General features: G+C 65.1%; 24 protein-coding genes and 1 riboswitch. Of the genes, 11 read left to right on the forward strand and 13 right to left on the reverse strand.

The window, feature by feature from the left end:
• Nucleotides 1–47: 47 nt before the first annotated feature.
• The 3 genes from RS899_RS21180 (at nucleotide 48) to RS899_RS21190 (ending at nucleotide 2,887) form a co-directional block, all read left to right on the forward strand.
• Nucleotides 48–1,505, forward strand: a complete 1,458-nt coding sequence (locus RS899_RS21180; RefSeq protein ID WP_045210957.1) for an amino acid permease — start codon at nucleotides 48–50, stop codon at nucleotides 1,503–1,505.
• Nucleotides 1,506–1,549: 44 nt separating this feature from the next.
• A riboswitch (yybP-ykoY riboswitch) is annotated at nucleotides 1,550–1,756 on the forward strand.
• A 5-nt stretch (nucleotides 1,757–1,761) separates the two neighbouring features.
• On the forward strand, nucleotides 1,762–2,343 hold the full coding sequence (locus RS899_RS21185) for a TMEM165/GDT1 family protein (RefSeq protein WP_024762660.1): 582 nt from the start codon (nucleotides 1,762–1,764) through the stop codon (nucleotides 2,341–2,343).
• Nucleotides 2,344–2,443: 100 nt separating this feature from the next.
• A complete protein-coding gene (locus RS899_RS21190) occupies nucleotides 2,444–2,887 on the forward strand; it encodes a ketosteroid isomerase-related protein (protein WP_054908645.1) in 444 nt (147 codons plus the stop codon).
• 147 nt (nucleotides 2,888–3,034) lie between these two features.
• Here the strand turns inward: RS899_RS21190 and RS899_RS21195 are convergent, their stop codons facing one another.
• Both RS899_RS21195 and RS899_RS21200 read right to left on the reverse strand, forming a co-directional pair.
• Nucleotides 3,035–4,018, reverse strand: a complete 984-nt coding sequence (locus tag RS899_RS21195) for an NAD-dependent epimerase/dehydratase family protein (protein WP_315808002.1) — start codon at nucleotides 4,016–4,018, stop codon at nucleotides 3,035–3,037.
• A 92-nt stretch (nucleotides 4,019–4,110) separates the two neighbouring features.
• A complete protein-coding gene (locus tag RS899_RS21200; protein ID WP_315808003.1) occupies nucleotides 4,111–4,929 on the reverse strand; it encodes a M48 family metallopeptidase in 819 nt (272 codons plus the stop codon).
• A gap of 429 nt (nucleotides 4,930–5,358) precedes the next feature.
• Here RS899_RS21200 and RS899_RS21205 point away from each other — a divergent pair, with 429 nt between their 5' ends.
• Entirely contained in the window at nucleotides 5,359–7,491 is a 2,133-nt protein-coding gene (locus RS899_RS21205) for a methyl-accepting chemotaxis protein (protein ID WP_315808004.1), read from the forward strand.
• A 244-nt stretch (nucleotides 7,492–7,735) separates the two neighbouring features.
• Here RS899_RS21205 and RS899_RS21210 read toward each other — a convergent pair whose 3' ends face one another.
• From RS899_RS21210 to RS899_RS21220, 3 genes are read right to left on the reverse strand one after another with little or no spacing between them, the layout of a single operon-like run.
• Nucleotides 7,736–8,347, reverse strand: a complete 612-nt coding sequence (locus RS899_RS21210) for an SOS response-associated peptidase (protein ID WP_315808005.1) — start codon at nucleotides 8,345–8,347, stop codon at nucleotides 7,736–7,738.
• Between the two features lie 19 nt (nucleotides 8,348–8,366).
• Nucleotides 8,367–8,633: a putative signal transducing protein gene (locus tag RS899_RS21215; RefSeq protein ID WP_024762654.1), complete on the reverse strand. Its 267-nt coding sequence runs from the start codon at nucleotides 8,631–8,633 to the stop codon at nucleotides 8,367–8,369.
• Entirely contained in the window at nucleotides 8,633–8,815 is a 183-nt protein-coding gene (locus tag RS899_RS21220) for a CPXCG motif-containing cysteine-rich protein (RefSeq protein ID WP_017519730.1), read from the reverse strand. The genes RS899_RS21215 and RS899_RS21220 overlap by 1 nt, the downstream gene beginning before the upstream one ends.
• Nucleotides 8,816–8,955: 140 nt before the next feature.
• Between RS899_RS21220 and RS899_RS21225 the strand changes: the two genes are divergently transcribed.
• The gene (locus RS899_RS21225) at nucleotides 8,956–10,116 is read left to right on the forward strand and encodes a 1-acyl-sn-glycerol-3-phosphate acyltransferase (protein ID WP_315808006.1); all 1,161 of its coding nucleotides are present in this window, start codon (nucleotides 8,956–8,958) and stop codon (nucleotides 10,114–10,116) included.
• A 37-nt stretch (nucleotides 10,117–10,153) separates the two neighbouring features.
• On the opposite strand, the gene RS899_RS21230 is transcribed toward RS899_RS21225, so the two are convergent.
• Entirely contained in the window at nucleotides 10,154–10,438 is a 285-nt protein-coding gene (locus tag RS899_RS21230) for a hypothetical protein (RefSeq protein WP_054908639.1), read from the reverse strand.
• Nucleotides 10,439–10,701: 263 nt separating this feature from the next.
• Between RS899_RS21230 and RS899_RS21235 the strand changes: the two genes are divergently transcribed.
• Nucleotides 10,702–10,908 carry a hypothetical protein gene (locus RS899_RS21235; RefSeq protein WP_054908638.1) on the forward strand — a complete coding sequence of 69 codons (207 nt, stop codon included), beginning with the start codon at nucleotides 10,702–10,704 and terminating at the stop codon, nucleotides 10,906–10,908.
• A 63-nt stretch (nucleotides 10,909–10,971) separates the two neighbouring features.
• Here the strand turns inward: RS899_RS21235 and RS899_RS21240 are convergent, their stop codons facing one another.
• Nucleotides 10,972–11,559: a YajG family lipoprotein gene (locus tag RS899_RS21240; RefSeq protein WP_054908637.1), complete on the reverse strand. Its 588-nt coding sequence runs from the start codon at nucleotides 11,557–11,559 to the stop codon at nucleotides 10,972–10,974.
• Between the two features lie 797 nt (nucleotides 11,560–12,356).
• Between RS899_RS21240 and mqo the strand changes: the two genes are divergently transcribed.
• Complete coding sequence (gene mqo / locus RS899_RS21245; RefSeq protein ID WP_315808007.1) at nucleotides 12,357–13,850, forward strand: malate dehydrogenase (quinone); 1,494 nt, start codon at nucleotides 12,357–12,359, stop codon at nucleotides 13,848–13,850.
• A gap of 54 nt (nucleotides 13,851–13,904) precedes the next feature.
• On the opposite strand, the gene RS899_RS21250 is transcribed toward mqo, so the two are convergent.
• The 3 genes from RS899_RS21250 to RS899_RS21260 form a co-directional block, all read right to left on the reverse strand.
• Nucleotides 13,905–14,309: a VOC family protein gene (locus RS899_RS21250; protein ID WP_054908635.1), complete on the reverse strand. Its 405-nt coding sequence runs from the start codon at nucleotides 14,307–14,309 to the stop codon at nucleotides 13,905–13,907.
• Between the two features lie 233 nt (nucleotides 14,310–14,542).
• Nucleotides 14,543–14,830: a PA4642 family protein gene (locus tag RS899_RS21255; RefSeq protein WP_315808008.1), complete on the reverse strand. Its 288-nt coding sequence runs from the start codon at nucleotides 14,828–14,830 to the stop codon at nucleotides 14,543–14,545.
• 96 nt (nucleotides 14,831–14,926) lie between these two features.
• On the reverse strand, nucleotides 14,927–15,397 hold the full coding sequence (locus tag RS899_RS21260; protein WP_409978090.1) for a hypothetical protein: 471 nt from the start codon (nucleotides 15,395–15,397) through the stop codon (nucleotides 14,927–14,929).
• 165 nt (nucleotides 15,398–15,562) lie between these two features.
• Here RS899_RS21260 and RS899_RS21265 point away from each other — a divergent pair, with 165 nt between their 5' ends.
• On the forward strand, nucleotides 15,563–16,480 hold the full coding sequence (locus tag RS899_RS21265; protein ID WP_315808009.1) for a LysR family transcriptional regulator: 918 nt from the start codon (nucleotides 15,563–15,565) through the stop codon (nucleotides 16,478–16,480).
• Here the strand turns inward: RS899_RS21265 and RS899_RS21270 are convergent.
• From RS899_RS21270 to RS899_RS21280, 3 genes are all read right to left on the reverse strand, one after another.
• The gene (locus RS899_RS21270; RefSeq protein WP_315808010.1) at nucleotides 16,464–17,888 is read right to left on the reverse strand and encodes an aldehyde dehydrogenase family protein; all 1,425 of its coding nucleotides are present in this window, start codon (nucleotides 17,886–17,888) and stop codon (nucleotides 16,464–16,466) included. The two genes, RS899_RS21265 and RS899_RS21270, sit on opposite strands and share 17 nt — an antisense overlap.
• Before the next feature lie 224 nt (nucleotides 17,889–18,112).
• Entirely contained in the window at nucleotides 18,113–18,586 is a 474-nt protein-coding gene (locus RS899_RS21275; RefSeq protein ID WP_233298957.1) for a WbuC family cupin fold metalloprotein, read from the reverse strand.
• A 2-nt stretch (nucleotides 18,587–18,588) separates the two neighbouring features.
• Complete coding sequence (locus RS899_RS21280; protein WP_017519718.1) at nucleotides 18,589–19,146, reverse strand: hypoxanthine-guanine phosphoribosyltransferase; 558 nt, start codon at nucleotides 19,144–19,146, stop codon at nucleotides 18,589–18,591.
• Between the two features lie 155 nt (nucleotides 19,147–19,301).
• On the opposite strand from RS899_RS21280, the gene upp reads away from it, so the two are divergent.
• The 3 genes from upp (at nucleotide 19,302) to RS899_RS21295 (ending at nucleotide 22,398) form a co-directional block, all read left to right on the forward strand.
• Nucleotides 19,302–19,940: a uracil phosphoribosyltransferase gene (gene upp / locus RS899_RS21285; protein WP_054908629.1), complete on the forward strand. Its 639-nt coding sequence runs from the start codon at nucleotides 19,302–19,304 to the stop codon at nucleotides 19,938–19,940.
• A gap of 3 nt (nucleotides 19,941–19,943) precedes the next feature.
• Entirely contained in the window at nucleotides 19,944–21,236 is a 1,293-nt protein-coding gene (locus tag RS899_RS21290) for a uracil-xanthine permease family protein (RefSeq protein WP_054908628.1), read from the forward strand.
• Nucleotides 21,237–21,399: 163 nt separating this feature from the next.
• Entirely contained in the window at nucleotides 21,400–22,398 is a 999-nt protein-coding gene (locus RS899_RS21295; protein ID WP_169936736.1) for a lysylphosphatidylglycerol synthase transmembrane domain-containing protein, read from the forward strand.
• Nucleotides 22,399–22,400 lie beyond the last annotated feature (2 nt).

The raw sequence follows: 22,400 nt of genomic DNA on the forward strand, positions 1-22,400 counted from the left end.
CACCCGTGAATCGCAGAATCAAAGATGACGTCGAACTGACATTCGCCATGGGGCCCAAAGAGAAGCCGCATCACCTCAAGCGCTCTCTCAAGCCACGCCACCTGAATATGATCGCCATCGGCGGCTCCATCGGCACCGGGTTGTTCGTCGCCTCCGGCAGCACCATCGCCACCGCAGGCCCCGGCGGCGCACTGCTGGCCTATGCGCTGATCGGGCTGATGGTGTTCTTCCTCATGACCAGCCTCGGCGAACTGGCGGCCTACATTCCCGATTCCGGCTCGTTCTGCACCTATGGCAGTCGTTTCATCGACGATGGCTTCGGCTTCGCCATGGGCTGGAACTACTGGTACAACTGGGCGGTGACCATTGCCGCCGAGCTGGTGGCGGCGCAGCTGGTGATGAAGTTCTGGTTCCCGGAAGTCTCCGGCATGTACTGGAGCGCCGGCTTCCTGGGCATCATGTTCATGCTCAACTTCTTCTCGGTGAAGGGTTTCGGCGAGAGCGAGTTCTGGTTCGCGCTGATCAAGGTGGTCGCCGTGGTGGTCTTCATCGGCATCGGCCTGGCGAGCATCATCGGCATCATGCACGGCATCGACAGCCCCGGCTTCAGCAACTTCACCACCGGTGACGCGCCCTTCGTCGGCGGCCTGCAGGCGATGATCGGGGTGGCGATGATCGCCGGGTTCTCGTTCCAGGGCACCGAGCTGATCGGCGTCGCCGCAGGCGAATCGGAGAACCCGCAGAAGTCCATTCCCATCGCCATCCGCCAGGTGTTCTGGCGAATCCTGATGTTCTACATCCTGTCGATCTTCGTCATCGGCATGCTGATTCCCTACACCGATCCGAACCTGCTCAAGACCGACAGCAGCGACATCAGCACCTCGCCCTTCACCCTGCTGTTCGAGCGGGCGGGCCTCGCCGCCGCGGCCGGCGTGATGAACGCGGTGATCCTCTCGGCGATCCTCTCCGCTGGCAACTCGGGCATGTACGCTTCCACCCGGATGCTCTACACCATGGCCACCCAAGGCAAGGCGCCGCGCCTGTTCACCCAGGTGTCCGAGAGCGGTGTGCCGCGCTACGCGCTGTACGCCACCACGCTGATCGGCGCGCTGTGCTTCCTCACCAGCTTCATCGGCGACAAGACCGTCTACACCTGGCTGCTCAACGCGTCGGGCATGTGCGGCTTCATCGTCTGGCTGGGCATCGCCGTGTCGCACTACCGCTTCCGCAAGGGCTTCGTGCTGCAGGGCGGCAACCTCGACGACCTGCCCTACCGCGCCAAGTGGTTCCCCTTCGGCCCGCTGTTCGCCTTCGTCCTCTGCCTGGTCATCACCCTGGGGCAGAACTACCAGGCCTTCGTCGGCGAACACGTGGACTGGGCCGGGCTGGTCGCCACCTACATCACCATCCCGCTGTTCCTCGCCATCTGGCTGGGCTACCGCTTCAAGAACAAGACCCGCTTCATCCGCTACGAAGACATGGACATTCGTCCCACCCGCGAATGATCCGACACGCAGGCTTGCCCAAGTCCTAGGACTTGGGCAGAATGCGCCCCGTCCTAGGGGAGTAGTCTCCCGCGAGCAACCGGCTCGCCCGGTACGCGTCAACACACTTGGTCCGCAGACCATGGCGCGTACGATCCAGGCCTGCAGCGTTCAGGCCCGGGTTTGACAAGACCTATGACACGAGCAACCTGACCCGGGGCGGGCAGGTGGCGCGTGTCATGGTGATTAGTCGACCCGCCCCCTTTAGGAACGCCTGATGGAATCCCTCTTCGTCCCCACCCTGATCGTTGCCCTCGCGGAAATCGGCGACAAGACGCAACTGCTCGCGCTCGTCCTCGCCGCGCGTTTCCGCAAGCCCTGGCCGATCATCGCCGGGATCATCGCCGCCACCCTGGCCAACCACTTCGCCGCCGGCGCTGTCGGCAGCTGGGTCGCCAGCTTCTTCTCCGAAGCCACGCTGAGCTGGGTACTGGCCGTGTCCTTCCTGGCCGTTGCCGGCTGGACTCTGATCCCGGACAAACTGGATGACGACGAAGAAGGTTCGCTGAAGAAATTCGGCCCCTTCCTCACCACCCTGATCGCCTTCTTCCTCGCCGAGATGGGCGACAAGACCCAGGTCGCCACCGTGATGCTGGCCGCGCAGTACCCGCACTTCTGGCTCGTGGTGATCGGTACCACCCTGGGCATGCTGATCGCCAACGTGCCGGTGGTCCTGGCCGGCAACTTCGCCGCCGAGCGCCTGCCACTGAACCTGATCCGCCGCCTGGCTGCCGCAGCCTTCGCCGTCCTCGGCCTGGCCGCCGTGTACCACGCGCTGAAACTGGGCGGCGTGTTCTGACCGACAGCTTTTCGAGGGGAGGCTGGCGCGCCGGCCAATGCCTGTGTATCGCCTGCGATACACAGTGGCGTTTCCGCCTCCTACGACAAAGGATGTCGCCATGCCGGAAAAAGACCTGAAGAAAGTCGCCCGCCATCACATCGACCTGGCCTGGAACAAGGGGCACCTGGCGCTGGTGGAACAACTGCACAGCCCGGACTTCATCTACAAGAGCGCCTTCACCGCCCAGCCGCTGGACAACGCCGGCTACCGAGCGCTGGTAGAGGAAATCCGTGGCGGCATGGATGACCTGGAAGTGGCCGTCGAGGAATGCATTCGCGAGGGCAACAAGGTCTTCACCTGGAGCACGTTGATGGGCTGCATCGTCAGGCCTGTGCTGGGTTACCCGGCCAGCGACCGCATCGTCAGCATCTCGGCCATGGGTTTCTGGGTGTTCAACAGCCAGGACCAGGTGCAGGAGTTGTGCACGCTGTTCGACATGGAGAGCTTCCGCGCACAGATGGGGCTGCCCAACCGGCCGTTTGCCGAGAAGGCGCTGCCCTGACAAAGAAAAAGCCCGGCATCCGCCGGGCTTTTTTCTTCCTCGCTCCCGGTGCTGCTCTTGTAGGAGCGAGCTAGCTCGCGAACAGGAACCGCTCGGTGTTATGCGGTTCGCGAGCAAGCTCGCTCCTACAGGGCCCGAGCCTCGAGCTCAGAGGTAATCGTTGGCGTGGAACCAGGAAATGGCCCGCTCCAGCGTATCCTGCAGCGGCACATGCGACTCGAAGCCCAGCTCTTCGCGCGCCTTGCGGCCGTCGAGGAACTGCCCGCCGGCCATCACCTCGATGGCGGTGTCGTCGAGCAACGGCATCTTGCCGGTCAGGCGATAGCGCCAGCGCCCCAGGGTCGCCAGCGCGCGGGCGCGGTGCAGCGGCATCGGCGTTGGCGCCGGCTTGCCCTGCAACCTGGCGATGGTCGCGGTCAGCTCGGCCATTTCGATGTTGTGCCCGGTGAGCAGGTAGCGCTCCCCTACCCGGCCGCGCTCCAGGGCCTTGAGCAGACCGCGCCCGGCTTCGGAAGCATCGATGACATTTCGTCGCCCCGGCACGTAATGCAGCATCTCGTCGCGGCCGATGGCGGTGATCAGGCGGCCGGTGGTCGGGCCGATGTCCAGCTCGCCCAGCACCATGCCGGGAATCCCGATCACCACCGGCAGCCCGCCGCGAGCCTGTTCACGAGCCTGCTCGTCGAGCGCCCACTTGCACATCACGTAGGCGCTCTTGCCGGTGGGCAGCCCTTCGTAGAACAGCCCTTCGTGCCCCGGCAACCCTTGCGGATGCGAAGGCATGGCGAACGCCGAGCCGACGTAGAGGATGCGCGGCACCTTGGCCTGCAGGCAGGCCGCATAGAAATGGTTGGTCAGGTCCAGCGCACTGGCGACTTCCTCCTGCCAGCGGCGCGGCCGCACCGGGTAGTAGCCGGCGCTGAAGATCACCGCGTCTAGGCCGCTCAGCGCGCGAGCCATGCCCTGGTGATCGAAGAGTTCGGCTACCCGGCACTCAGGCTCCAGGTAGGCCAGGCGCTGGATCTGCGACGAGGGTCGATGGATCAGCACCAGCTGGTGGCCGGCCGCCTTGATCGCGCGTGCGGCGTGGTGGCCCAGGAGCCCGGTGGCTCCGAGTACAGCGATTTTCACGGGTGCTCCCTGTTCACTGGATAAAGCGGCGCAACCTTACGCCGCTCCTGGCCGTTCGAGAGAATCACGAACCCCTGCTGCAAAAACACTGCTCAGCGAGTCTTGGCCTGCTCGTAGAGCGGCATGACCTTCGGGATGGCGGCCTGCAGGTTGGCCATCCGCGTGCTATCCGCAGGGTGAGTGCTGAGGATTTCCGGCGGGGCGTCGCCCCCGGCTTGCCCCATCTTCTGCCACAAGGTGATAGCGGCGTTGGGGTTATAACCGGCTCGCGCCGCCAATTCCAGGCCAATCAGGTCGGCCTCGTTTTCGTTCTGCCGACTGTTGGGCAGGGTCATGCTGTATTCGACGACCTGGTGGGCGAGGTCCACGCTGGTCTGGCCCAGGCCCAGCAACTGGCCGCCCAGGCCGAGGCCGACCTGTTCGGCGTAGGCGCGGGACATGGCCTCGCGGCCGTGCTCGCGCAGGGCGTGGGCGATTTCGTGGCCCATCACCGCGGCGAGTTCGTCGTCGGTCAGCTTCAGCTTATCGATCAGCCCGGTGTAGACGATGATCTTGCCGCCGGGACCGCAGTTGGCGTTGAGCTCGTCGCTCTGGATCACGTTGACTTCCCACTTCCACGACGGCGCATCCGGGCGGAATGCGCCGGTCTGCGGAATCAGCCGGTCGGCAATGGCCTTCACGCGCTTGGCGACGCTGCTGCTGGCATCCAGCTTGCCGGCCTTGGAGGCCTCGCTGAGGGTCTGCTGGTAGGACTGCGCGTACATCTGGTCGACCTGCGCGCTGGACAGCATGCTGAACATGGTCTGTTTGCGCTCGACGCCGACGACGCCGCCGCTGGTGGTGTTCACCTGCTGGCAGGCAGTAAGCATCAGCGCGGCGGCCAGGCCGGCGATACGGAAAACTCTGGGCATGTTGCTCTCCCGAAACAATGCAATCTCCCACGGACAGCGCGCATGGTAGGCCCACCCCCGGTGCCCGGCAACTGCCAGGAAACAGCCGGCGCAGCAGTGACTTACGAAACCGGACCGGCTGATCGGAAGGGACCTGGAGCCATCTGTCGTGACATACGCGGCAGGGGCCATCGCAGGTGCGCGCCGCCACCACGGGTCAACCGTCGGCGGCGCCCTCGTCACCCGTTCAAGTACAGGCCCTGGGCGCTCGGCGCGGCCGAGTAATTTCATTTTGACATCACATGCTAGACCTCCCGGCCAGCGCCGACAATCCTGCGACAGGCGGTGAACAGCCGCGTTACAACCCATTACAACGGCCGCCTAAGGAATTTCCCCGGTCCTGCCGATACAGATAGACACGCAGGCTTCTGGCGCATTCCGGGTACCCGTATGAAATTCAAGTCGATCCAGTTTTCCGTGGTGGCGCTGGCCGGTGCCAGCGTTCTGGCAGTGGTCGCGGCGTTGGTGCTGTACGCATTGTTCGCCGGCTCTCGGACCCAGGCGCTGGTGCAGGAGCGCACCCAGGCGCTGCTCGAACAGGTGATCAATGAACGCCTGGTGGCCATGGCGCGCGGCCAGGTCGCCCAGATCCAGCGCGAGCTGGAGTACCCCCTGACGGTCGCCCGCGACCTGGCCAACACCAACGCCCTGCTCGACGAGACCGACGCCAATGGCCAGCCGCTGCTGGGCATCGGCCGCGCCGGCATGTCCAACCTGCTGCGCCAGACCGTGGCGCAGAACCCCAAGCTGCTCGACGCCTTCGCCGGCTGGGAACCCAACGCCTTCGCCGGCAACGACAGCCAGTACTCGGGCCTGCCCGGCTATGACGCCAGCGGCCGCTTCATGCCCTGGTGGTACCGCAAGGACGGCGGCCTCACCGTCGAGGCCATGGGCGACACCCTGGAAAGCCAGAAGATGCAGCCCACCGGCGTGCGCGAAGGCGAGTACTACCTGTGCCCGAAAGAGAAGCACCAGCCGTGCATCATTGACCCGGCGCCCTACGAAATGGGCGGCAAGATGGTGCTGATGTCCTCCTTCAACGCACCGATCATGGTCAAGGGCCAGTTCAAGGGCACCGTCGGTGTGGACCTGTCGCTGGACTTCATCCAGGACCTGCTCAAGACCGCCGACAGCCAGCTCTACAACGGCGCCGGCGAGATGGCGCTGATCTCCACCAACGGTCGCCTGGTCGCGTACACCAAGGACCCGGCCAAGCTCGGCGAATCCGCCAGCAGCGTGCTGGACGCCAACGAAGTGGCCAACCTGGCCAAGCTCACTCTCGACCAGCCGCTGACCTCACTGGACAAGGAGCACGGCCATATCGAGCTGTTCCTGCCCTTCACCATCGCCGACTCCGGCGCGCGCTGGACGTTGATGCTGCAATTGCCGCAGGAAGCCGTGCTGGGCGATCTGAACCAGCTGCAGAGCGACCTGAAGGCACAGCGCGACAGCGACACCCTGGGCATGACCCTGGTCGGCCTGCTGATCGCTGCCATCGGCCTGGCCGTGATCTGGCTGGTCGGCCACGGCATCGCCCGCCCGCTGCGCCAACTGGTCGGCATGCTCGACGACATCGCCCAGGGCGAAGGTGACCTGACCCGCCGCCTGACCAGCGACCGCGCCGACGAACTGGGTTCCATCGCCAAGGGCTTCAACACTTTCCTGGTCAAGCTGCAGGGCATGATCGGCCAGGTGGTGACCTCGGTGCAGCACGTCAGCGATTCCTCCGAGCACACCGCCGACATCGCCATCCGCACCAACCAGGGCGTGCAGAAGCAACTGGCGGAAATCGAACTGGTGGCCACCGCGGTCCACGAGATGACCGCCACCGCCCAGGACGTGGCGCGCAACGCCACTCACGCGGCGGAAGCGGCCAACCACGCGGACCAGGCCGCACACCACGGCAAGCGCATCGTCGAGAGCAGCTCCACGGCGATCCAGGCGCTGGCCAGCGAGATCGGCCGGGCAGTAGGAGTGGTGCAGTCGCTGGCCCGCGACAGCGAGAACATCAACGCGATCCTGGTGGCCATCCGCGGCATCGCCGAGCAGACCAACCTGCTGGCGCTCAACGCCGCCATCGAGGCCGCCCGCGCCGGTGAGCAGGGCCGCGGCTTCGCCGTGGTCGCCGACGAAGTACGCAACCTGGCGCAGAAGACCCAGCAGGCCACCGAGGAAATCCAGTCGATGATCCAGCAGTTGCAGAACGGCACCCGCGAAGTGGTGCAGGTGATGCAGCAGAGCCAGGACAAGACCGAAGACAGCGTGCGGCATGCCGGCGAAGCGGCCCAGGCACTGGAGTCGATCACCCAGGCGGTATCGGTGATCAACGACATGAATACCCAGATCGCCAGCGCCGCCGAGGAGCAGAGCGCGGTGGCCGAGGACATCAACCGCAACGTCAGCAACATCGGCATGGTCGCCAACCAGGTGGCCGGTGGCGCCGACGAAGCCTCCCAGGCCAGCGCCGAGCTGACCAAGCTGGCCGAGCAACAGCGCCGGCTGGTAAATCAGTTCAAGGTCTAAAGGGGCTAGCTCGTGCGCGCCCCGCGCTTCCGGCAAACCCAGCGCCGGCGCGGACCCGTAGGAGCAACTGTCTTTTTCTGAAGCCCTGGTGCTGGGCTTATTCCCTCACCGCAACCCTATCCCTGAAGGGAGAGGGAGCTGCCCGTGCCGGCTGATACCTAGGTTACATCCTGCACCGAACGGTCCCCTCTCCCGCTTGCGGGAGAGGGGCTCTTGATCCTGCAGGAGCAGGGACAGATCAACGTCAGGCCGGCGTCAGGCACTCCGGCCCATTGCAGGTGGGGTCGTTGATGAAGTTCGCCAGCGCCTGCTCGCGCAACCGCGCCTGGGGCAACAGCAGCAACTCCTTCAAGCGCGCCGTTTCAGTTTCGCTCGACAGCCACTGCGCCTGCTCGGCGACATCCAGAACCAGTGGCCGACGCATGCCGCCCGCTTCCTGGGTCAGCATCGCCACGCTGTAATAGGTGTGGCCTTCCACCGGATACGCCTCCCACACGCCTGCGAAGCAGATCAGTCCGCCGCCGGAAACCCAGTGCGGCCGCTTGCGCACGCCGCGCCACTCGTAGAAGCCGTTGGCCGGCAGCAGGCAGCGGCGCAGGGCAAAGGCATCGCGGAACATCGGCTGTTCGGCGATGGTTTCGACACGGGCGTGGGCGGGAGTGCGCGACAGGTCCTTCAACCAGGCAGGCGTCAGGCCCCAGCGCGCGAGGTCGGCATGGCGCGTGCCGTTCTCCTCGCGCAGCATCAGCACGCGCGCGCCGGGCGCGAGGCTCCACTGCGGCTGCAGGTCGGCAGGGAAGCCGGCGCTGTCGGCCAGCTCGCGGTTCCAGCGGAACAGGGCGTAGCGGCTGGTCATCGGGACTCGTTGAAGGGATTCAGCAAAGCAGGACGCCCGGGCCGCCTTCGTGATCGTCAGCGGGCCCCGGCAGGGGTTGCGCGGCATTGTACGCGGCGATCAGTTCGCGCGCCTGCTCGGCCATCTCATCCTCGACCCAGAGGTGCAGCAGCCCCATGCCCGGCAGCTCGCCGATGCCGCCGACCAGGTGGCGCCCACCCAGGTGCGACGAAATGCCCTCGTTGGCCAGCATGCCACCCAGCAGTTCGGCTTCGATCAGGTCGGCAGGTGCGTAGATTCGCTGCATCAATCGTCCTCGCGCTGGACTTCCAGGGACCATTCCACCCCATCGGTGTGGAGCTGGAACAGGATCGGCCGGCAACACACCGGGCAATCTTCATAGTAGCTCTGGTCGCCCCCGGAGAGGTCGAGTACAGCCTCCGCCGGCTCGCCGCAATAAGGGCAGGAATAGGCCTGACTTTCGAGCATCGCTGGTTCCCCCGTGACTTCCGTTTATAATCGCGCGGTCTTTTTGGGCGCCCGCCTGACCGATGAGTCGGCGGCATACCCTTCCGGACCGTCTACATCGCGGCCCGACCCGTGATACCCCCGAGCATTCATTAGAGAGCATGATGGGCGAGTTCGAAGCCATCCGACCGTACAACGACGCCGAAGTCCCGGCTGTCCTGCAGCGCCTGCTGAGCGATGACGCCTTCCTCGGCGCGCTGGCGCGTTACCGTTTCCCGCGTCTGTCCGGTCCATTCGGCTGGCTGCTCAGACCACTTATAGCCCATCGGCTGGCCCGCGAAGTCACCGGTATCCGCAGCGTCGTCGCGCTGCAGGACAAGTTCGAGCCCTACGTCGACCGGACCATCGAGCATGCCACCGACGGCGTCACCTATTCGGGCGTCGAGCGCCTGAAGTCCGGCCGCGCCTACCTGTTCATCGCCAACCACCGCGACATCGTGATGGACCCGGCCTTCTGCAACTACGCGATCTTCCACGCCAAGTTGCCAACGCCGCGCATCGCCATTGGCGACAACCTGCTGCAGAAGCCCTTCGTCAGCGACCTGATGCGCCTGAACAAGAGCTTCATCGTGCACCGTTCCATCAGCGGCCGGCGCGAAAAGCTGGCGGCGTACCAGAACCTGTCGGCCTACATCAATCACTCGATCTGCCAGGACGTCCAGTCGATCTGGATCGCCCAGGCCGAAGGCCGCGCCAAGGACGGTGACGACCGCACCGATTCGGCGATCCTCAAGATGTTCCACATGAGCCGCAAGGACGAGCCGTTCGCCGAGGTGATCCGCCAGCTGCACCTGATCCCGGTGTCCATCAGCTACGAATACGACCCCTGCGACGCCGCCAAGGCCCGCGAGCTGTACACCCGCGCCACCACCGGCGAGTACAGGAAGGCGCCGGGAGAGGACGACCGCAGCATCGTGCAGGGCATCACCGGCTACAAGGGCCGGGTGCACATCAACTTCGGCGAGGAGATCACCGGCGATTTCGCCGACGCCAAGCAGCTCGCCGCCGAGCTGGACCGGCAGATCCTCGGCAACTACCGGCTGTTCCCGGTGCATTACCTCGCCTACGAGGCCTCCGAGCTGCGCGATGCCGCGCTGGAAGTCCCGTGCGCCGAGACCCTGTTCAAGGCCGAGGAACTGCAGCGGGCGCGCACCGAATGGGAGCGTCGCCTGGGCGAATGCCCCGTGGAGCAGCGCGGCCACCTGATCCTGCAGTACGCCAACCCGGTGTTGAACCAATACCGGCTCAAGCCGCAGGCATGAAAAAAGGCGCCCTCGGGCGCCTTTTTGCTTTCGCTCGTTACTGGCTGAGCTGCGTGCTGTACCAGCTCACGGCCAGCGCCAGCGTCATGCAGGCAAAGCCGAAACGGTAGAAGAAGCGATTCATCCGCGCAGTCGGCTCGACGCTGTCCAGGGGGACCGGTGCGACTTCGCTTTCGGCAGCCAGGCGCGCCAGGGCGAGGCGTTCACGGCGACGGGTTGCCAGCAGCAGCCAGCCTCCGGCCAGGGCGAAGAACAGGGCCAGGTCGTTCACGATACGACCGGGATGGGCCTGGAAGAGACTCCAGAACGCCTGCAGCGACATCACAACCTCCGCTTCAGAACTGCACGCCATCGACTTCGAAGCAAAGCGGGGTCAGTCTGGACGAACGGGCATGGCCCGTCATGGATGAGAAACAATCGTCGCGCATTTTATCCGCTGGCCATGCTTCGCAGCCAGCGCGCAACGCTTATTTACGACGAGCGTAAGAATTATCGAGAAATGGTCTAAGACCTCTCCCGCGCATTGGCACGTTGCTGGCTTTACCGAATTCTGCCACTCGAAGTCTTTCGCCAAGGAGATTCGCCATGCTCGAAATCGTCCCCCACGAAAACGCCTACCTGATCGAACACCTGGAAGAAATCGAAGCCGTCGTCACCGAACTCTCGTTCAACGTCCAGGATGACCATTGGCTGGTCTACACCCAGGCCTGTGGCCACGAGCACCTGGACCTGCCGGAAGCCGATGAGCGCATGCGCCTGGTCGAGGTCGACCCGTACCGCCAGGCCGCCTGATCCGTCGATCGGCCGCCCACGAAAAAGCCCGGCATCTGCCGGGCTTTTTCATTGCCGCCCCGATCAGCGCTGGTTCAGCGTCTGGCCGATGGTCGGGTCCTTGAACACGCGGGTCAGCGCGTCGCTGAGCACTTCGCTCACCAGCTTGGTGTTGGTCGCCTCATTGGGCGCCATGCCGAAACGCTGGTTGGTCGAAGCGCCATAACGGCCACTGTAGCGACGGGTGCCGCTCTGCACGTCAGCGCGGAAGGTGGCGCCGATGTCCGCCTCGGTCACGTACATGCCTTCCTTGGGCGACTGGTACTTCAGCTCGGCCAGGGTCAGGGTCAGTTGCGGTGCGTTGTAGGCGTTGGCCGACGGGGTGAAGCCCAGCAGGCGCACGGCGGTTTCAGCCTGCAGCTGCAGCTTGGGAATCACGTCCTCGCTGCGCACGGTGAGCTGGCTGGTTTCCGAATACAGGCCGCCACGGGTGCCCAGCGCGGTGCTCGGGCGACCGTCGACGACTTTCACCACTACCGGCTGGCCCTGGCCAACGGCGGCGACCGGCCCCTTGAACTCGGGCGTCGGGTTGAGTTGTTGCGGGCTGAGGGCGCAGCCGGTCAAGGTCAGGCTGGCGGCAGCGATAAAGCCGAGCAACAGGCGAGGCAGCATGCTCATCTCTCCATGGGGTAAGCGATGGCCGGCAGTATACCGGCGGGCAGCGCAGTCAGATAGCGCTTGGCCATTGGACGCGGAAGCCGTTCTCAGGGTTCCCTCGCCACGCGTCGTTAGGCCGCCTTGACCCAGCTGCAGGCAAGACGCACCGGGACGGGGCACAAATGGCAAATCAAGGGGAGCACACTAGGAAAAAAGTCTAAGGTGCAGAGCTTTTTTTTGTGTTTCGCCGTTATAATCGCCCCCCGATTATAAGGACGCCTCCTGGTCGGGCCCCGCACGATGCCGACACACCGTGTCTAGCCTCTGCCACCCCTCAAAGAGAGTCGCCATTCGCCTCGGTCACTGGCCGTCGCGCTTTGTACGTTCGTTGCGCAGAACTTGGCAAGGATGCAGCCGCCCCCTCCGCACGGAGACCGGACCGGCCCGCGACGACGATCCCCTTTGAGCTTCACGCCTCCAAAAGAGCGTGATCGAAGGTTTTTCACTACTTCACGAGAGTGTGGCGAGCAATGAAGAGTTTTGCGTTGGTAGCACCATTGACGTCTGACCCCGCAGCACTGAATCGCTTTTTCGGCACCGGAAGCCGCGCATAAGCGCCGCACCCGGATGCACTTGCGGATGAACTCGTCCGCCGTGGACTGCCGAGAAGGTGCGCATTTCCCCTCCTCCGATCCCGGCCCGAGACATTCGCGATAGGTCCATTGACCTGAGAAGAATTCGGACATTTGTTTTGCGCACTGGACGCGAAACCTCTGTCACAACTGGCTGCTGATAGTTTTGGAGACGCGTTAATGGCGCAGAACGAAATCGAATCGATGGACGTGCTGCTGGTAGGCGCCGGCATCATGAGCGCAACCCTGGCTGTCCTTCTCAAGGAAGTCGATCCGGGCGTCAGGCTCGAGATCGTCGAGCTGCAGGAATCCGGGGCCATCGAGAGTTCCAACCCGTGGAACAACGCCGGCACCGGTCACGCCGGCCTCTGCGAGCTGAACTACACCCCGCAGGCGGCCGACGGCTCGATCGACATCAAGAAGGCGGTGAACATCAACGCCCAGTTCGAGGTGTCCAAGCAGTTCTGGGCCTACCTGACCGGGAAGGACGCCTTCGGCGCGCCGCGCAACTTCATCAACCCCGTTCCGCACATGAGCTTCGTGCGTGGCAAGGACATTCCCTTCCTGAAGAAGCGCCACGAGATGCTCAGCCAGCATCACGCCTTCTCCTCGATGGAATACACCGAGGACCGCGCGAAGATTGCCGAGTGGGCCCCGCTGACCATTCCCGGCCGTCCGGCCGACGAGCAGGTCGCCATGACCCGCGTGGAAAGCGGCACCGACGTGAACTTCGGCGCCCTGACCAACCAGTTGCTGGGCTACCTCTCCAGCCGCGAAGGCAGCGAAGTCCGCTACTTCCAGAAAGTAGTCGGCCTTGAGCGCAGCGGCGACGGCTGGCTGGTGGACATCAAGAACACCCAGACCGGCGATGCCCGCAAGGTCAGGGCGAAGTTCGTCTTCCTCGGCGCCGGCGGTGGCGCACTGCCGCTGCTGCAGATGTCCGGCATCCCGGAAAGCAAAGGCTTCGGCGGCTTCCCCGTGAGCGGCCAGTGGCTGCGCTGCGACAACCCGGAAGTGGTCAAGCATCACCAGGCCAAGGTCTACAGCCAGGCCGAAGTGGGCGCCCCGCCGATGTCCGTGCCGCACCTGGACACCCGCGTGGTCGAGGGCAAGACTTCCCTGCTGTTCGGCCCGTACGCCGGCTTCTCCACCAAGTTCCTGCGTCATGGCTCGTTCCTCGACCTGCCGCTCTCGGTGCGCACCAGCAACCTGCTGCCGATGCTCGCCGTGGCCCGCGACAACATGGACCTCACCCGCTACCTGGTGAAGGAAGTCATGCAGTCCATGGACCAGCGCATCGAAGCCCTGCGCAAATTCTACCCGGAGCTGAACCCGGCCGACTGGCGCCTCGAAACCGCCGGCCAGCGCGTGCAGATCATCAAGAAGGACCCGAAGAAAGGCGGCATCCTGCAGTTCGGTACCGAACTGGTGGCGGCCCAGGACGGCAGCATCGCCGCCCTGCTCGGCGCCTCCCCGGGCGCCTCGGTCACCGTGTCGATCATGCTGGGCCTGCTGGAGCGCTGCTTCCCCGATCGCTACAAATCGGCTGAGTGGACCGCGAAGCTCAAGGAGATCTTCCCGGCCCGCGAGAAGCAGCTGGAAACCGACGCCGCGGTGTACCGCGAGGTCAACCAGATGACCGCCGACCGTCTGCAGATCGTCGCCGCGTCCTGAGTGCTGCACTCGTGAAAAAGCCCGCCTCCTGGCGGGCTTTTTCATGTCGGCGACCTAGCCGTGGCAGCTGACCATCCAGCCAACGCCGAAGCGATCGGTGAGCATGCCGAAGCGCTGGGCCCAGAAGGTCTTTTCCAGCGGCATCTCCACCCGCCCCTCCTCCGCCAGGGCGGCAAACGCCTGTTCCGCCGCCACCACGCTGCGCAGCGTCAGGTGCAGGGAAAAGCCATTGAAGGCGGCGTTGTGTTCACCGCGCCCATCGGACAGCAAGACTTCGGTCTCGCCGATCTGCAGGCTGGCGTGCATCACCTTGTCCAGCCAGCCATCGGGCACCGGCGAGGGTCCCGGCGCATCTTCGAAGCGCATCAGCGCCCCGAGCTGGGCACCCACCGCGTGCTGGTAGAAGGCAATGGCCTCATCGGCGCGACCATGGAAAAACAGATAGGGCTGTACTTGCACGGCTTCGTCCTCGCCTTGTCGTTATCGTTCTTCGGAGAAGTCTAGGCGGGGATTCGAGGAGGGTCCGGCGAGTCTGCCCGTAGGATGGGTGGAGCGCAGCGATACCCATGCGGTTCGCGACTCGGAAGTGATGGATATCGCTGCGCTCCACGCCATCCTACAAGGAGTTTTCCCTGCTCGATTCGCAAACAAAAAAGCCCGCAAAAGGCGGGCTTTTCAGCGCATCGATGCAATCAGCCGCGGGCGGCCTTGATCACTTCGATGTAGGGCTCGGCCTGGCGCTGGTCCTGGATCAGGGCGACGAAGTCCTTGCCCTGGACATCCTTGGCGGACAGGTCGTAGCCAGCTTCAACGAAGAAGCCGACGAAGCGCTCGAAGTCGTCGATGCGCAGGCCACGGTAGGCCTTGACCAGCTTGTGCAGGGACGCCGGGGTGTCGTCGGCCGGTTCCACGTCGAGGAACAGCTTGATCTCGGCGTCGTCGATCTCTTCGCCAATCACCTGCTTCTTGTCTTTACGCATCGCTCGCTTCTCTCTACGGCTGTCTCGGGGATCGCGGCCGGCAACGGCTGGCCGGGCACCACGGGTCGGGCAGTTTACCCCCGCGCCGGGCGCGGCTCAACGCGCACGCACGGCGCCGGTATGCAGGTCGGCCCAGATATGGCCATTGCCGTAGGTGAGGAACTGCACATAGACGGTACCGTTGCGCAGCAGGTCCAGCAGTTGTGGATAAGCCGCCTGCGGGTAATACAGGCTGAGCACGCGAGTCTTCTCATCGTAGGCCGGCTTCTTCAGGCTCTTGCCCTCGGCATCGAAGCTGATCAACACCTGGCTGATCTGCGCGCCCTTGTTCAGCGGCTTGCCCTTGAGGCGCAGCAGCGACGGCGTGGTAATAGGGATCGGCTGCTGGTTGGACTGGCGCTGGTTGCCCAGCACCACGCTGTATTCGGTGACCTGCAGCAATTGTTGCTGCTCCGGCTCGCCCTGGCGCAGGCCGGCATCGTCCGGCGGCAGAAATTGGCCGTGCATCGGCGCGGCAAGGGCTGCACCAGCAAAGCCGAGAGGAATGCAGAACAGCAGCGCCAGCATGGCGCCCGGCATGCGAACGGACATCATCACCTCCGCGGGACAGGGCCGGGCACTCTAGCACGCACGCCGAGCAGGACGACAGGCACGCATGGCAAGCCCGCTGATACATTGATAGCCTTCGAAGTTACCAACTCAATACATCGCCAGCCACAGATCGAAACAGCCATGCTGCACAACGTCTCCGACCTCGACCTGCGCCTGCTGCGCATCTTCGCCTGCGTGGTGCGCTGCGGCGGCTTCTCTGCCGCGCAGGGCGAACTGGGCATGGGCCAGTCGACCATCAGCACGCACATCGCCAGCCTGGAGACGCGCCTGGGCTACCGCCTGTGCGAACGTGGCAAGAGCGGCTTCCGACTGACCGAGAAAGGCGAGCGAGTACTGGACTACGCGCAGAACCTGTTCGCTGCGCTGGGGGACTTCCGTGATCAGGTGCAGTCACTGGCCGGGCGCCTGGTCGGCGAGTTGCACCTGGGCCTGGCCGACAATATCGCCACGCTGCCCGACGCACGCATCCACCACACCCTGGCGCGCTTCAACCGGCGCGACCAGGACGTGCGCCTGCACTTCCTCATCGAATCCTCCAGCGAACTGGAGCGCCTGGTACTCAGCGGTCGCCTGCACCTGGCCATCGCCTGCTTCAGCCGGCGCCTGCCGAACCTGCGCTATGAGCCGCTTTACCACGAGCGCGTGGCGGTGTTCTGCGGGCGCGAGCATCCGCTGTTCGACAAGGACGTGCGCGACGCCGCCGAACTGGAAACCTGCAACTGGATCCAGCACGGCTATGCGGTGGCGGACGTGCAACTGCCCGCCGACCCACAGCGCAGCACGGCATTCGCCCAGCACATGGAAGCGGTACTGCACGCGGTGCGCGCCGGGACCCACCTGGGCTACCTGCCGACGCACTACGCCGAGCGCTGGGTCGAACAGGGCGAGATGCGCGCGTTGCTGCCGGACAGCCTCGGCTATGGCATCACCCATAGCCTGGTGGTGCGCGACGAGCCGGGGCACAACGAAGCGCTCCAGGCGCTGGTCGAAGACCTGCGCCTGGAGCACCGGGTGACGCCGATCAGCGCGGCGCGGTGATGTGCTTGATGTCGAAGAATGCCGACAGACCCCACGGTCCCAGCTCGCGACCGATGCCGCTGCGCTTGCCGCCGCCCCAGGAAGTCTGCGGGAAGACGACTTGCGGCGAGTTCAGCCAGACGTTGCCGGCCTCCAGTTTCTCGGCGACACGCTGGGCACGCTCGAGGTCGGCGCTGCACACGGTGGCGGCCAGGGCGAAATCGCTGTCGTTGGCCTGACGCAGGGCATCGGCTTCATCGCTGAAGGTACGTACGCACAGCACCGGGCCGAAGATTTCCTCACGCCACAGGCGGCTGTCCACCGGCACGTCGGTGTACACGGTCGGCTGGATGAACCAGCCCTCGGCCACTTCGCCACCGGTCAGGCAGGCCAGGCCTTCGTCGCGGGCCACGGCGAAGTAGTCGAGTACCTTGCGGTACTGCGCTTCGCTGGTCATCGGGCCCATGTCGGTCTCGCCCAGCAGCGAGTCGCCAACGCGCAGGCCTTCCACCGCGACCTTCAGCTTCGCCAGCAGCGGTGCGGCGATGGATTCCTGCACCAGCAGGCGCGAGGTGGCGGAGCACATCTGCCCGGCGTTCCAGTAGACGCCGGCGATGATCCACTGCACGGCTTCGTCCAGGTCGCAGTCCTCGAACACCAGGATCGGCGACTTGCCGCCCAGCTCCAGGCCCACCGGCAGGGTGCGCGCGGCAGCCGCTTCCATGACCTTGCGGCCGACGACGTTGCTGCCGGTGAAGGACAGCTTGGCGATGCCGGCATGGCTGCACAGCGCAGCGCCAGCATCGGCCAGGCCCGGCACCAGGTTCAGCACGCCAGCCGGCAGGCCGATGGCGTCGGCGATCTCGCCCAGCACCAGCTCGATCAGCGGGGTGATTTCCGAGGGCTTGAGCACCACGGTGCAGCCCGCCGCCAGGGCCGGTGCGACCTTCCAGGCGCTGGTCACCAGCGGGAAGTTCCACGGCACGATCAGGCCAACCACGCCGATGGGCTCGAAGCGGGTCTGCGAGCGGTAGCCAGCGTCGGGCAGGGCCACTTCGGCGTTCTGCCGGGCATCCAGTTGCTCGGCTAGCTCGGCGTAGTAGGCGAAGGTCGCGATGGCGTCGCCGATATCGATTTCCGCTTCCAGGCGCGGCTTGCCGCTGGCCTGCATCTGCAGGGTGATCAGCGCTTCGCTGCGGGCTTCGAGCTGCTCGGCGAAAGCTCGCAGGTAACCGGCGCGCTGGGCGGCGCTGGTCAGCTTCCAGCCGGCGAAGGCGCGCTTGGCGGCAGCGACGGCGCGCTCTACGTCGGACACACCGGCGCAGGCAACTTCCGGCAGGGCCTCACGGGTAGCGGGAGCGATCGGGCGCAGGACGGCGCCGCTGTCGGCGGCCTGCCATTGGCCATCGATATAAAGGAGACGGGACATGCGAACCTCGGGCGGTTGTCTTGTGAGGGTCGCAGGATAGGCGGGGCATTCATCGGCAAAAATGCCTGCTTAACCATGCATACATCGACACTATGCGATGTATCAATTTGCTGCAGGACCGAGGGGGGACGCCCAGTCCTTGCTCGCGAACATCACGGCACCGATGGGAAGATTTGGTGCGCAGCGGTTCGCGAGCAAGCTCGCTCCTACGAAAAGCAGGCGGCTCAGGCGAAGTGGGAGCGCATCCAGGCCAGGTACTCGGCGGCGCCCGGTTCGCCTTCGCGTGGTGCCCATTGCCCGCGCTCATCCTCGCCCAGCGGCACGAACGGCCCGGCCTTGGCTTCGAACATGATGCTGTCCGGCTCCAGCGCGACGATGGCGTGGAAGGTGCCCGGCGGCAGGTCTGCGCCGACGCACTCACCGCCCGCGCGCAGTTCGCGCGTGGTCAATAGCTCACCGGAGTCGGAGAAGATCAGCAGGCCCAGCGTGCCCTTCACTACCAGCAGGCTTTCGGCCTTGTCCGGGTGGCGATGGCAATGCGGCGGGATATAGCTGTCGGGCTGCAGCGCATTGAGCAGACGGTGACAGGGCTCGGTCTGCTCATGGAAGTTGTGATTCTGCCGACGCCGGGGGCTGGCGGCGGCACGGGCCGCAACCTCGTCGAACAACGCACTGTCGAGGAAACGCGGCCCGCTCATCGTCAGAGGCCCTTGACGGCAAAGATGCCGGCGGCGTTGCGCCAGTAGCCCTTGTAGTCCATGCCGTAGCCGAAGATGTAGCGGTCGATGCAGGACAGGCCCACGTAGTCGGCCTTCAGGTCCGGGCGGGCCTTGCGGTCGTGGTCCTTGTCGATCAGCACGGCGGTGTGCACGCGCTTGGCGCCGGCGTGCTTGCAGAAGTCCATGATCGCCGAGAGGGTGTGCCCTTCGTCGAGGATGTCGTCGATGATCAGCACTTCACGGTCGATGAAGGAGATTTCCGGCTTGGCCTTCCAGAACAGCTCGCCACCGGTGGTCTCGTTGCGGTAACGGGTCGCATGCAGGTAGGAGGCTTCCAGCGGGAAATTCAGCAGCGGGAGCAGCTTGCCGGAGAAGATCAGGCCGCCGTTCATCACGCAGAACACCACCGGGTTGGTGTCGGCCAGCGAGCCGTTGATGGCCTCTGCCACACGGGCGATGGCGGCCTCTACCTCGGCGTTGGTGTACAGACAGTCGGCTTCGGCCATAACTTGGCGGATGTGCGCGAGATCGACGGACATGGGGGTTCTCCCGTGAAAAAGTGCGCAAAGGTACCTATCGGCGTGCCACGGAGCAAGGGTCAGCGGACGAATGTCGCCGACAATCGTGGCCCAAGGTAGCTAGGATGCATTACGCTACCGCAATTTTTTTGCCAGCCCGTCCGGAGAACCCGTCCATGCCCGTACTCGAGATTCGCCATCCCCTGATCCGCCACAAGATCGGACTGATGCGCCGTCACGATATCAGTACCAAGAATTTCCGCGAGCTGGCCCAGGAAGTGGGCGCCCTGCTGACCTACGAGGCGACCAAGGACCTGCCGCTGGAGAACTACGAGATCGAAGGCTGGGCCGGCCCGGTGCTGGTCGAGAAGATCGCCGGCAAGAAGATCACCGTGGTGCCGATCCTGCGCGCCGGCATCGGCATGCTCGACGGCGTGCTCAGCCTGATTCCGGGCGCCAAGGTCAGTGCCGTCGGGGTCGCGCGCAACGAGGAAACCCTCGAAGCGCACACCTACCTGGAAAAGCTCGCGCCGGACATCGCCGAGCGCCGCTCGCTGATCATCGACCCGATGCTGGCTACCGGCGGCTCCATGGTTGCCACCATCAACCTGCTCAAGAAAGCCGGCAGCAAGGATATCCGCGCCATGGTGCTGGTGGCGGCGCCGGAAGGGATCAAGGCAGTCAACGATGCGCATCCGGACGTGCTCATCTATACCGCCTCCATCGACCAGTGCCTGAACGAGAACGGCTACATCATGCCGGGCCTGGGCGATGCCGGTGACAAGATCTTCGGCACCAAGCAGAAGGAAACCTGATTCATGGCCGATGAATTCAACGAACCTCTGTGGCGCCAGATCATCTCTGGCGCACAGATGCTCTTCGTGGCCTTCGGCGCGTTGGTGCTGATGCCGCTGATCACCGGGCTCGATCCGAACGTCGCGCTGTTCACCGCCGGCTTCGGCACCCTGATGTTCCAGATCGTCACTGGCCGCCAGGTACCGGTGTTCCTGGCGTCGAGCTTCGCCTTCATCACCCCGATCATCCTCGCCAAGGGCCAGTTCGGCCTGGCCGCGACCATGGGCGGCGTGGTGGCGGCAGGCTTCGTCTACACCTTCCTGGGCCTCGCGGTGAAGGTCAAAGGCACCGGCTTCATCGACCGCCTGCTGCCACCGGTGGTGATCGGCCCGGTGATCATTTCCATCGGCCTGGCCATGGCGCCGATCGCCGCCAACATGGCCATGGGCAAGGCGGGTGACGGCACCGAGCTGATCCCCTACAAGACCGCCATGTTCATCTCCATGCCGGCGCTGCTGACCACGCTGATCGTCGCGGTGTTCGGCAAGGGCATGCTGCGCCTGGTGCCGATCATCGCCGGCGTGCTGGTGGGCTATGGCCTGTCCTTCGCCTTCGGCGTGGTCGACGTGGCGAAGATCGTCGCCGCACCCTGGCTGGAACTGCCGAAGTTCACCGCACCGGAATTCAACTGGCAGGCCATCCTGTTCATCGTTCCGGTGGCGCTGGCCCCGGCCATCGAACACATCGGCGGCGTCATCGCCGTGGGCGGCGTGACCGGCAAGAACTACCTGAAGACCCCGGGCCTGCACCGCACCCTGTTGGGCGACGGCATCGCCACCTCCGCCGCCGGCCTGTTCGGCGGCCCACCGAACACGACCTACGCGGAAGTGACCGGCGCGGTGATGCTGACCAAGAACTACAACCCGAAGATCATGACCTGGGCGGCGGTGTTCGCCATCAGCCTGGCCTTCGTCGGCAAGTTCGGCGCCATCCTGCAGAGCATCCCGGTACCGGTAATGGGCGGCATTCTCTGCCTGCTGTTCGGCACCATCGCCTCGGTGGGCATGAACACCCTGATCCGCCACAAGGTCGACCTGTCCCAGGCGCGCAACCTGTGCATCGTCTCGGTCACCCTGGTGTTCGGCATCGGCGGTGTGCTGATCGGCACCGGGACCGGCCCGGACGACTTCGGCCTGAAGGGCATCGCTCTGTGCGCCATCGTCGCGATCCTCCTGAACCTGATCCTCCCCGGCGAAGAAGGCTGGGAGAACAAGGCACTGGAACAAGGCGCCGACGACGGAAAATCCGCCGAGTGATTGGCACGGGCGCCGACTGATCGCGGCGCCCTTGCCCACGTAAAGTTCGGCGAACGCAGCATGCCGTTGACGGTCCATTCAGCATGACAGTTCGATTTCGACAGGAGGCTCTGGTTATCCGCTCCGCCTCGCTCCTGCCCCTCCCGCCGCCGAAGGTGCGCCCGTGAGCCGTGCCTGGTGGCTGCTGCTCGGCCTGATCGGCGCCTCGCTGATCCCGCTCGCCCTCGGCGGCCGGGAAATGCTCGATCACGTCCTCGCCTTTCCCCTCGACAAGCTGCTGATCATGTTCGGCATGATCTGCCTGTGCTGGCTGATCAACGCGCAGAAGCTCCGCGTGCTGCTCAATGGTCGCGCCGGGGAGATCGGCAAGGTGCGCTCGGTGGGCATCATCATGGCCTCGGAGTTCGCTTTCTATGCGACCCCCGGCGGCACCGGCGGCCCGCTGACGCTGATGGCATTGCTCGCGCGCCACGGTATGCGCCCGGCGCACAGCAGCGCGATCTTCGCTGTGGACCAGTTGAGCGACCTGCTGTTCTTCCTCTGCGCGCTGGCGGCGGTGCTGGTCTGGGCGCTGTCCCACAGCGTCAGCCCGAACCTGGAAACCTCGCTGATCACCAGCGGCGTGCTGCTGGGCGGAATCTTCTTCGGCGTGGTCCTGCTGGCGCGCTTCCAGCGCCGGGTCATCAAGGCCAACGGCCGGCTGTTCAAGCGTCTGGGAATGAAGCCGCGCACGCGCCTGCACTGGGCGCGCAAGGCGCTGCACTTCCGCGACACCCTGGTCAGTTGCCTGCGCCAACCCAAGCGCCGGCTGGCACTGATCTTCTTCTTCACCTGCTGCCACTGGATCCTGCGCTTCTCGGTGCTCTACATCACCCTCAAGGCGCTGGGCGTGGACCTGCACTGGGCCTGGGCCTTCCTTATCCAGCTGCTGTCGCTGGCGGCAGGCCTGGCCACGCTGCTGCCCGGTGGCGCGGGCGGTACCGAGCTGACCAGCGCCGCGTTGCTCGCCCCGCTGGTGGGCAAATCCACGGCGGCGGCGGCCATCCTGATCTGGCGCGTGGTGACCTACTACTTCTACCTGGTGATGGGCGCGCCGGTGTTCGCCCTCATGGCGGGGCGTCCGCTGCTGCGCAAGCTGATAGGGATGCGCGAACGCGCCTGAAG

The organism is Pseudomonas sp. C9-3 (assembly GCF_032392015.1).
GTDB classification, from domain to species: Bacteria; Pseudomonadota; Gammaproteobacteria; order Pseudomonadales; family Pseudomonadaceae; genus Pseudomonas; species Pseudomonas nitroreducens.

What these genes read in the sequence shown, in the direction of transcription:
- RS899_RS21210 (WP_315808005.1), bottom strand. Translation starts at nt 8,347, where the DNA reads ATGACCAGCCGCTACGCCCTGTTCCGCTGGAACCGCGAGCTGGCCGAC.
- upp (WP_054908629.1), top strand. Translation starts at nt 19,302, where the DNA reads ATGCCCGTACTCGAGATTCGCCATCCCCTGATCCGCCACAAGATCGGA.
- RS899_RS21225 (WP_315808006.1), top strand. Translation starts at nt 8,956, where the DNA reads ATGATGGGCGAGTTCGAAGCCATCCGACCGTACAACGACGCCGAAGTC.
- RS899_RS21275 (WP_233298957.1), bottom strand. Translation starts at nt 18,586, where the DNA reads ATGAGCGGGCCGCGTTTCCTCGACAGTGCGTTGTTCGACGAGGTTGCG.
- RS899_RS21255 (WP_315808008.1), bottom strand. Translation starts at nt 14,830, where the DNA reads ATGCGTAAAGACAAGAAGCAGGTGATTGGCGAAGAGATCGACGACGCC.
- RS899_RS21230 (WP_054908639.1), bottom strand. Translation starts at nt 10,438, where the DNA reads ATGTCGCTGCAGGCGTTCTGGAGTCTCTTCCAGGCCCATCCCGGTCGT.
- RS899_RS21270 (WP_315808010.1), bottom strand. Translation starts at nt 17,888, where the DNA reads ATGTCCCGTCTCCTTTATATCGATGGCCAATGGCAGGCCGCCGACAGC.
- RS899_RS21290 (WP_054908628.1), top strand. Translation starts at nt 19,944, where the DNA reads ATGGCCGATGAATTCAACGAACCTCTGTGGCGCCAGATCATCTCTGGC.
- RS899_RS21280 (WP_017519718.1), bottom strand. Translation starts at nt 19,146, where the DNA reads ATGTCCGTCGATCTCGCGCACATCCGCCAAGTTATGGCCGAAGCCGAC.
- RS899_RS21180 (WP_045210957.1), top strand. Translation starts at nt 48, where the DNA reads ATGGGGCCCAAAGAGAAGCCGCATCACCTCAAGCGCTCTCTCAAGCCA.
- RS899_RS21205 (WP_315808004.1), top strand. Translation starts at nt 5,359, where the DNA reads ATGAAATTCAAGTCGATCCAGTTTTCCGTGGTGGCGCTGGCCGGTGCC.
- RS899_RS21220 (WP_017519730.1), bottom strand. Translation starts at nt 8,815, where the DNA reads ATGCTCGAAAGTCAGGCCTATTCCTGCCCTTATTGCGGCGAGCCGGCG.
- RS899_RS21240 (WP_054908637.1), bottom strand. Translation starts at nt 11,559, where the DNA reads ATGCTGCCTCGCCTGTTGCTCGGCTTTATCGCTGCCGCCAGCCTGACC.
- mqo (WP_315808007.1), top strand. Translation starts at nt 12,357, where the DNA reads ATGGCGCAGAACGAAATCGAATCGATGGACGTGCTGCTGGTAGGCGCC.
- RS899_RS21265 (WP_315808009.1), top strand. Translation starts at nt 15,563, where the DNA reads ATGCTGCACAACGTCTCCGACCTCGACCTGCGCCTGCTGCGCATCTTC.
- RS899_RS21235 (WP_054908638.1), top strand. Translation starts at nt 10,702, where the DNA reads ATGCTCGAAATCGTCCCCCACGAAAACGCCTACCTGATCGAACACCTG.
- RS899_RS21190 (WP_054908645.1), top strand. Translation starts at nt 2,444, where the DNA reads ATGCCGGAAAAAGACCTGAAGAAAGTCGCCCGCCATCACATCGACCTG.
- RS899_RS21260 (WP_409978090.1), bottom strand. Translation starts at nt 15,397, where the DNA reads ATGCTGGCGCTGCTGTTCTGCATTCCTCTCGGCTTTGCTGGTGCAGCC.
- RS899_RS21185 (WP_024762660.1), top strand. Translation starts at nt 1,762, where the DNA reads ATGGAATCCCTCTTCGTCCCCACCCTGATCGTTGCCCTCGCGGAAATC.
- RS899_RS21200 (WP_315808003.1), bottom strand. Translation starts at nt 4,929, where the DNA reads ATGCCCAGAGTTTTCCGTATCGCCGGCCTGGCCGCCGCGCTGATGCTT.
- RS899_RS21215 (WP_024762654.1), bottom strand. Translation starts at nt 8,633, where the DNA reads ATGCAGCGAATCTACGCACCTGCCGACCTGATCGAAGCCGAACTGCTG.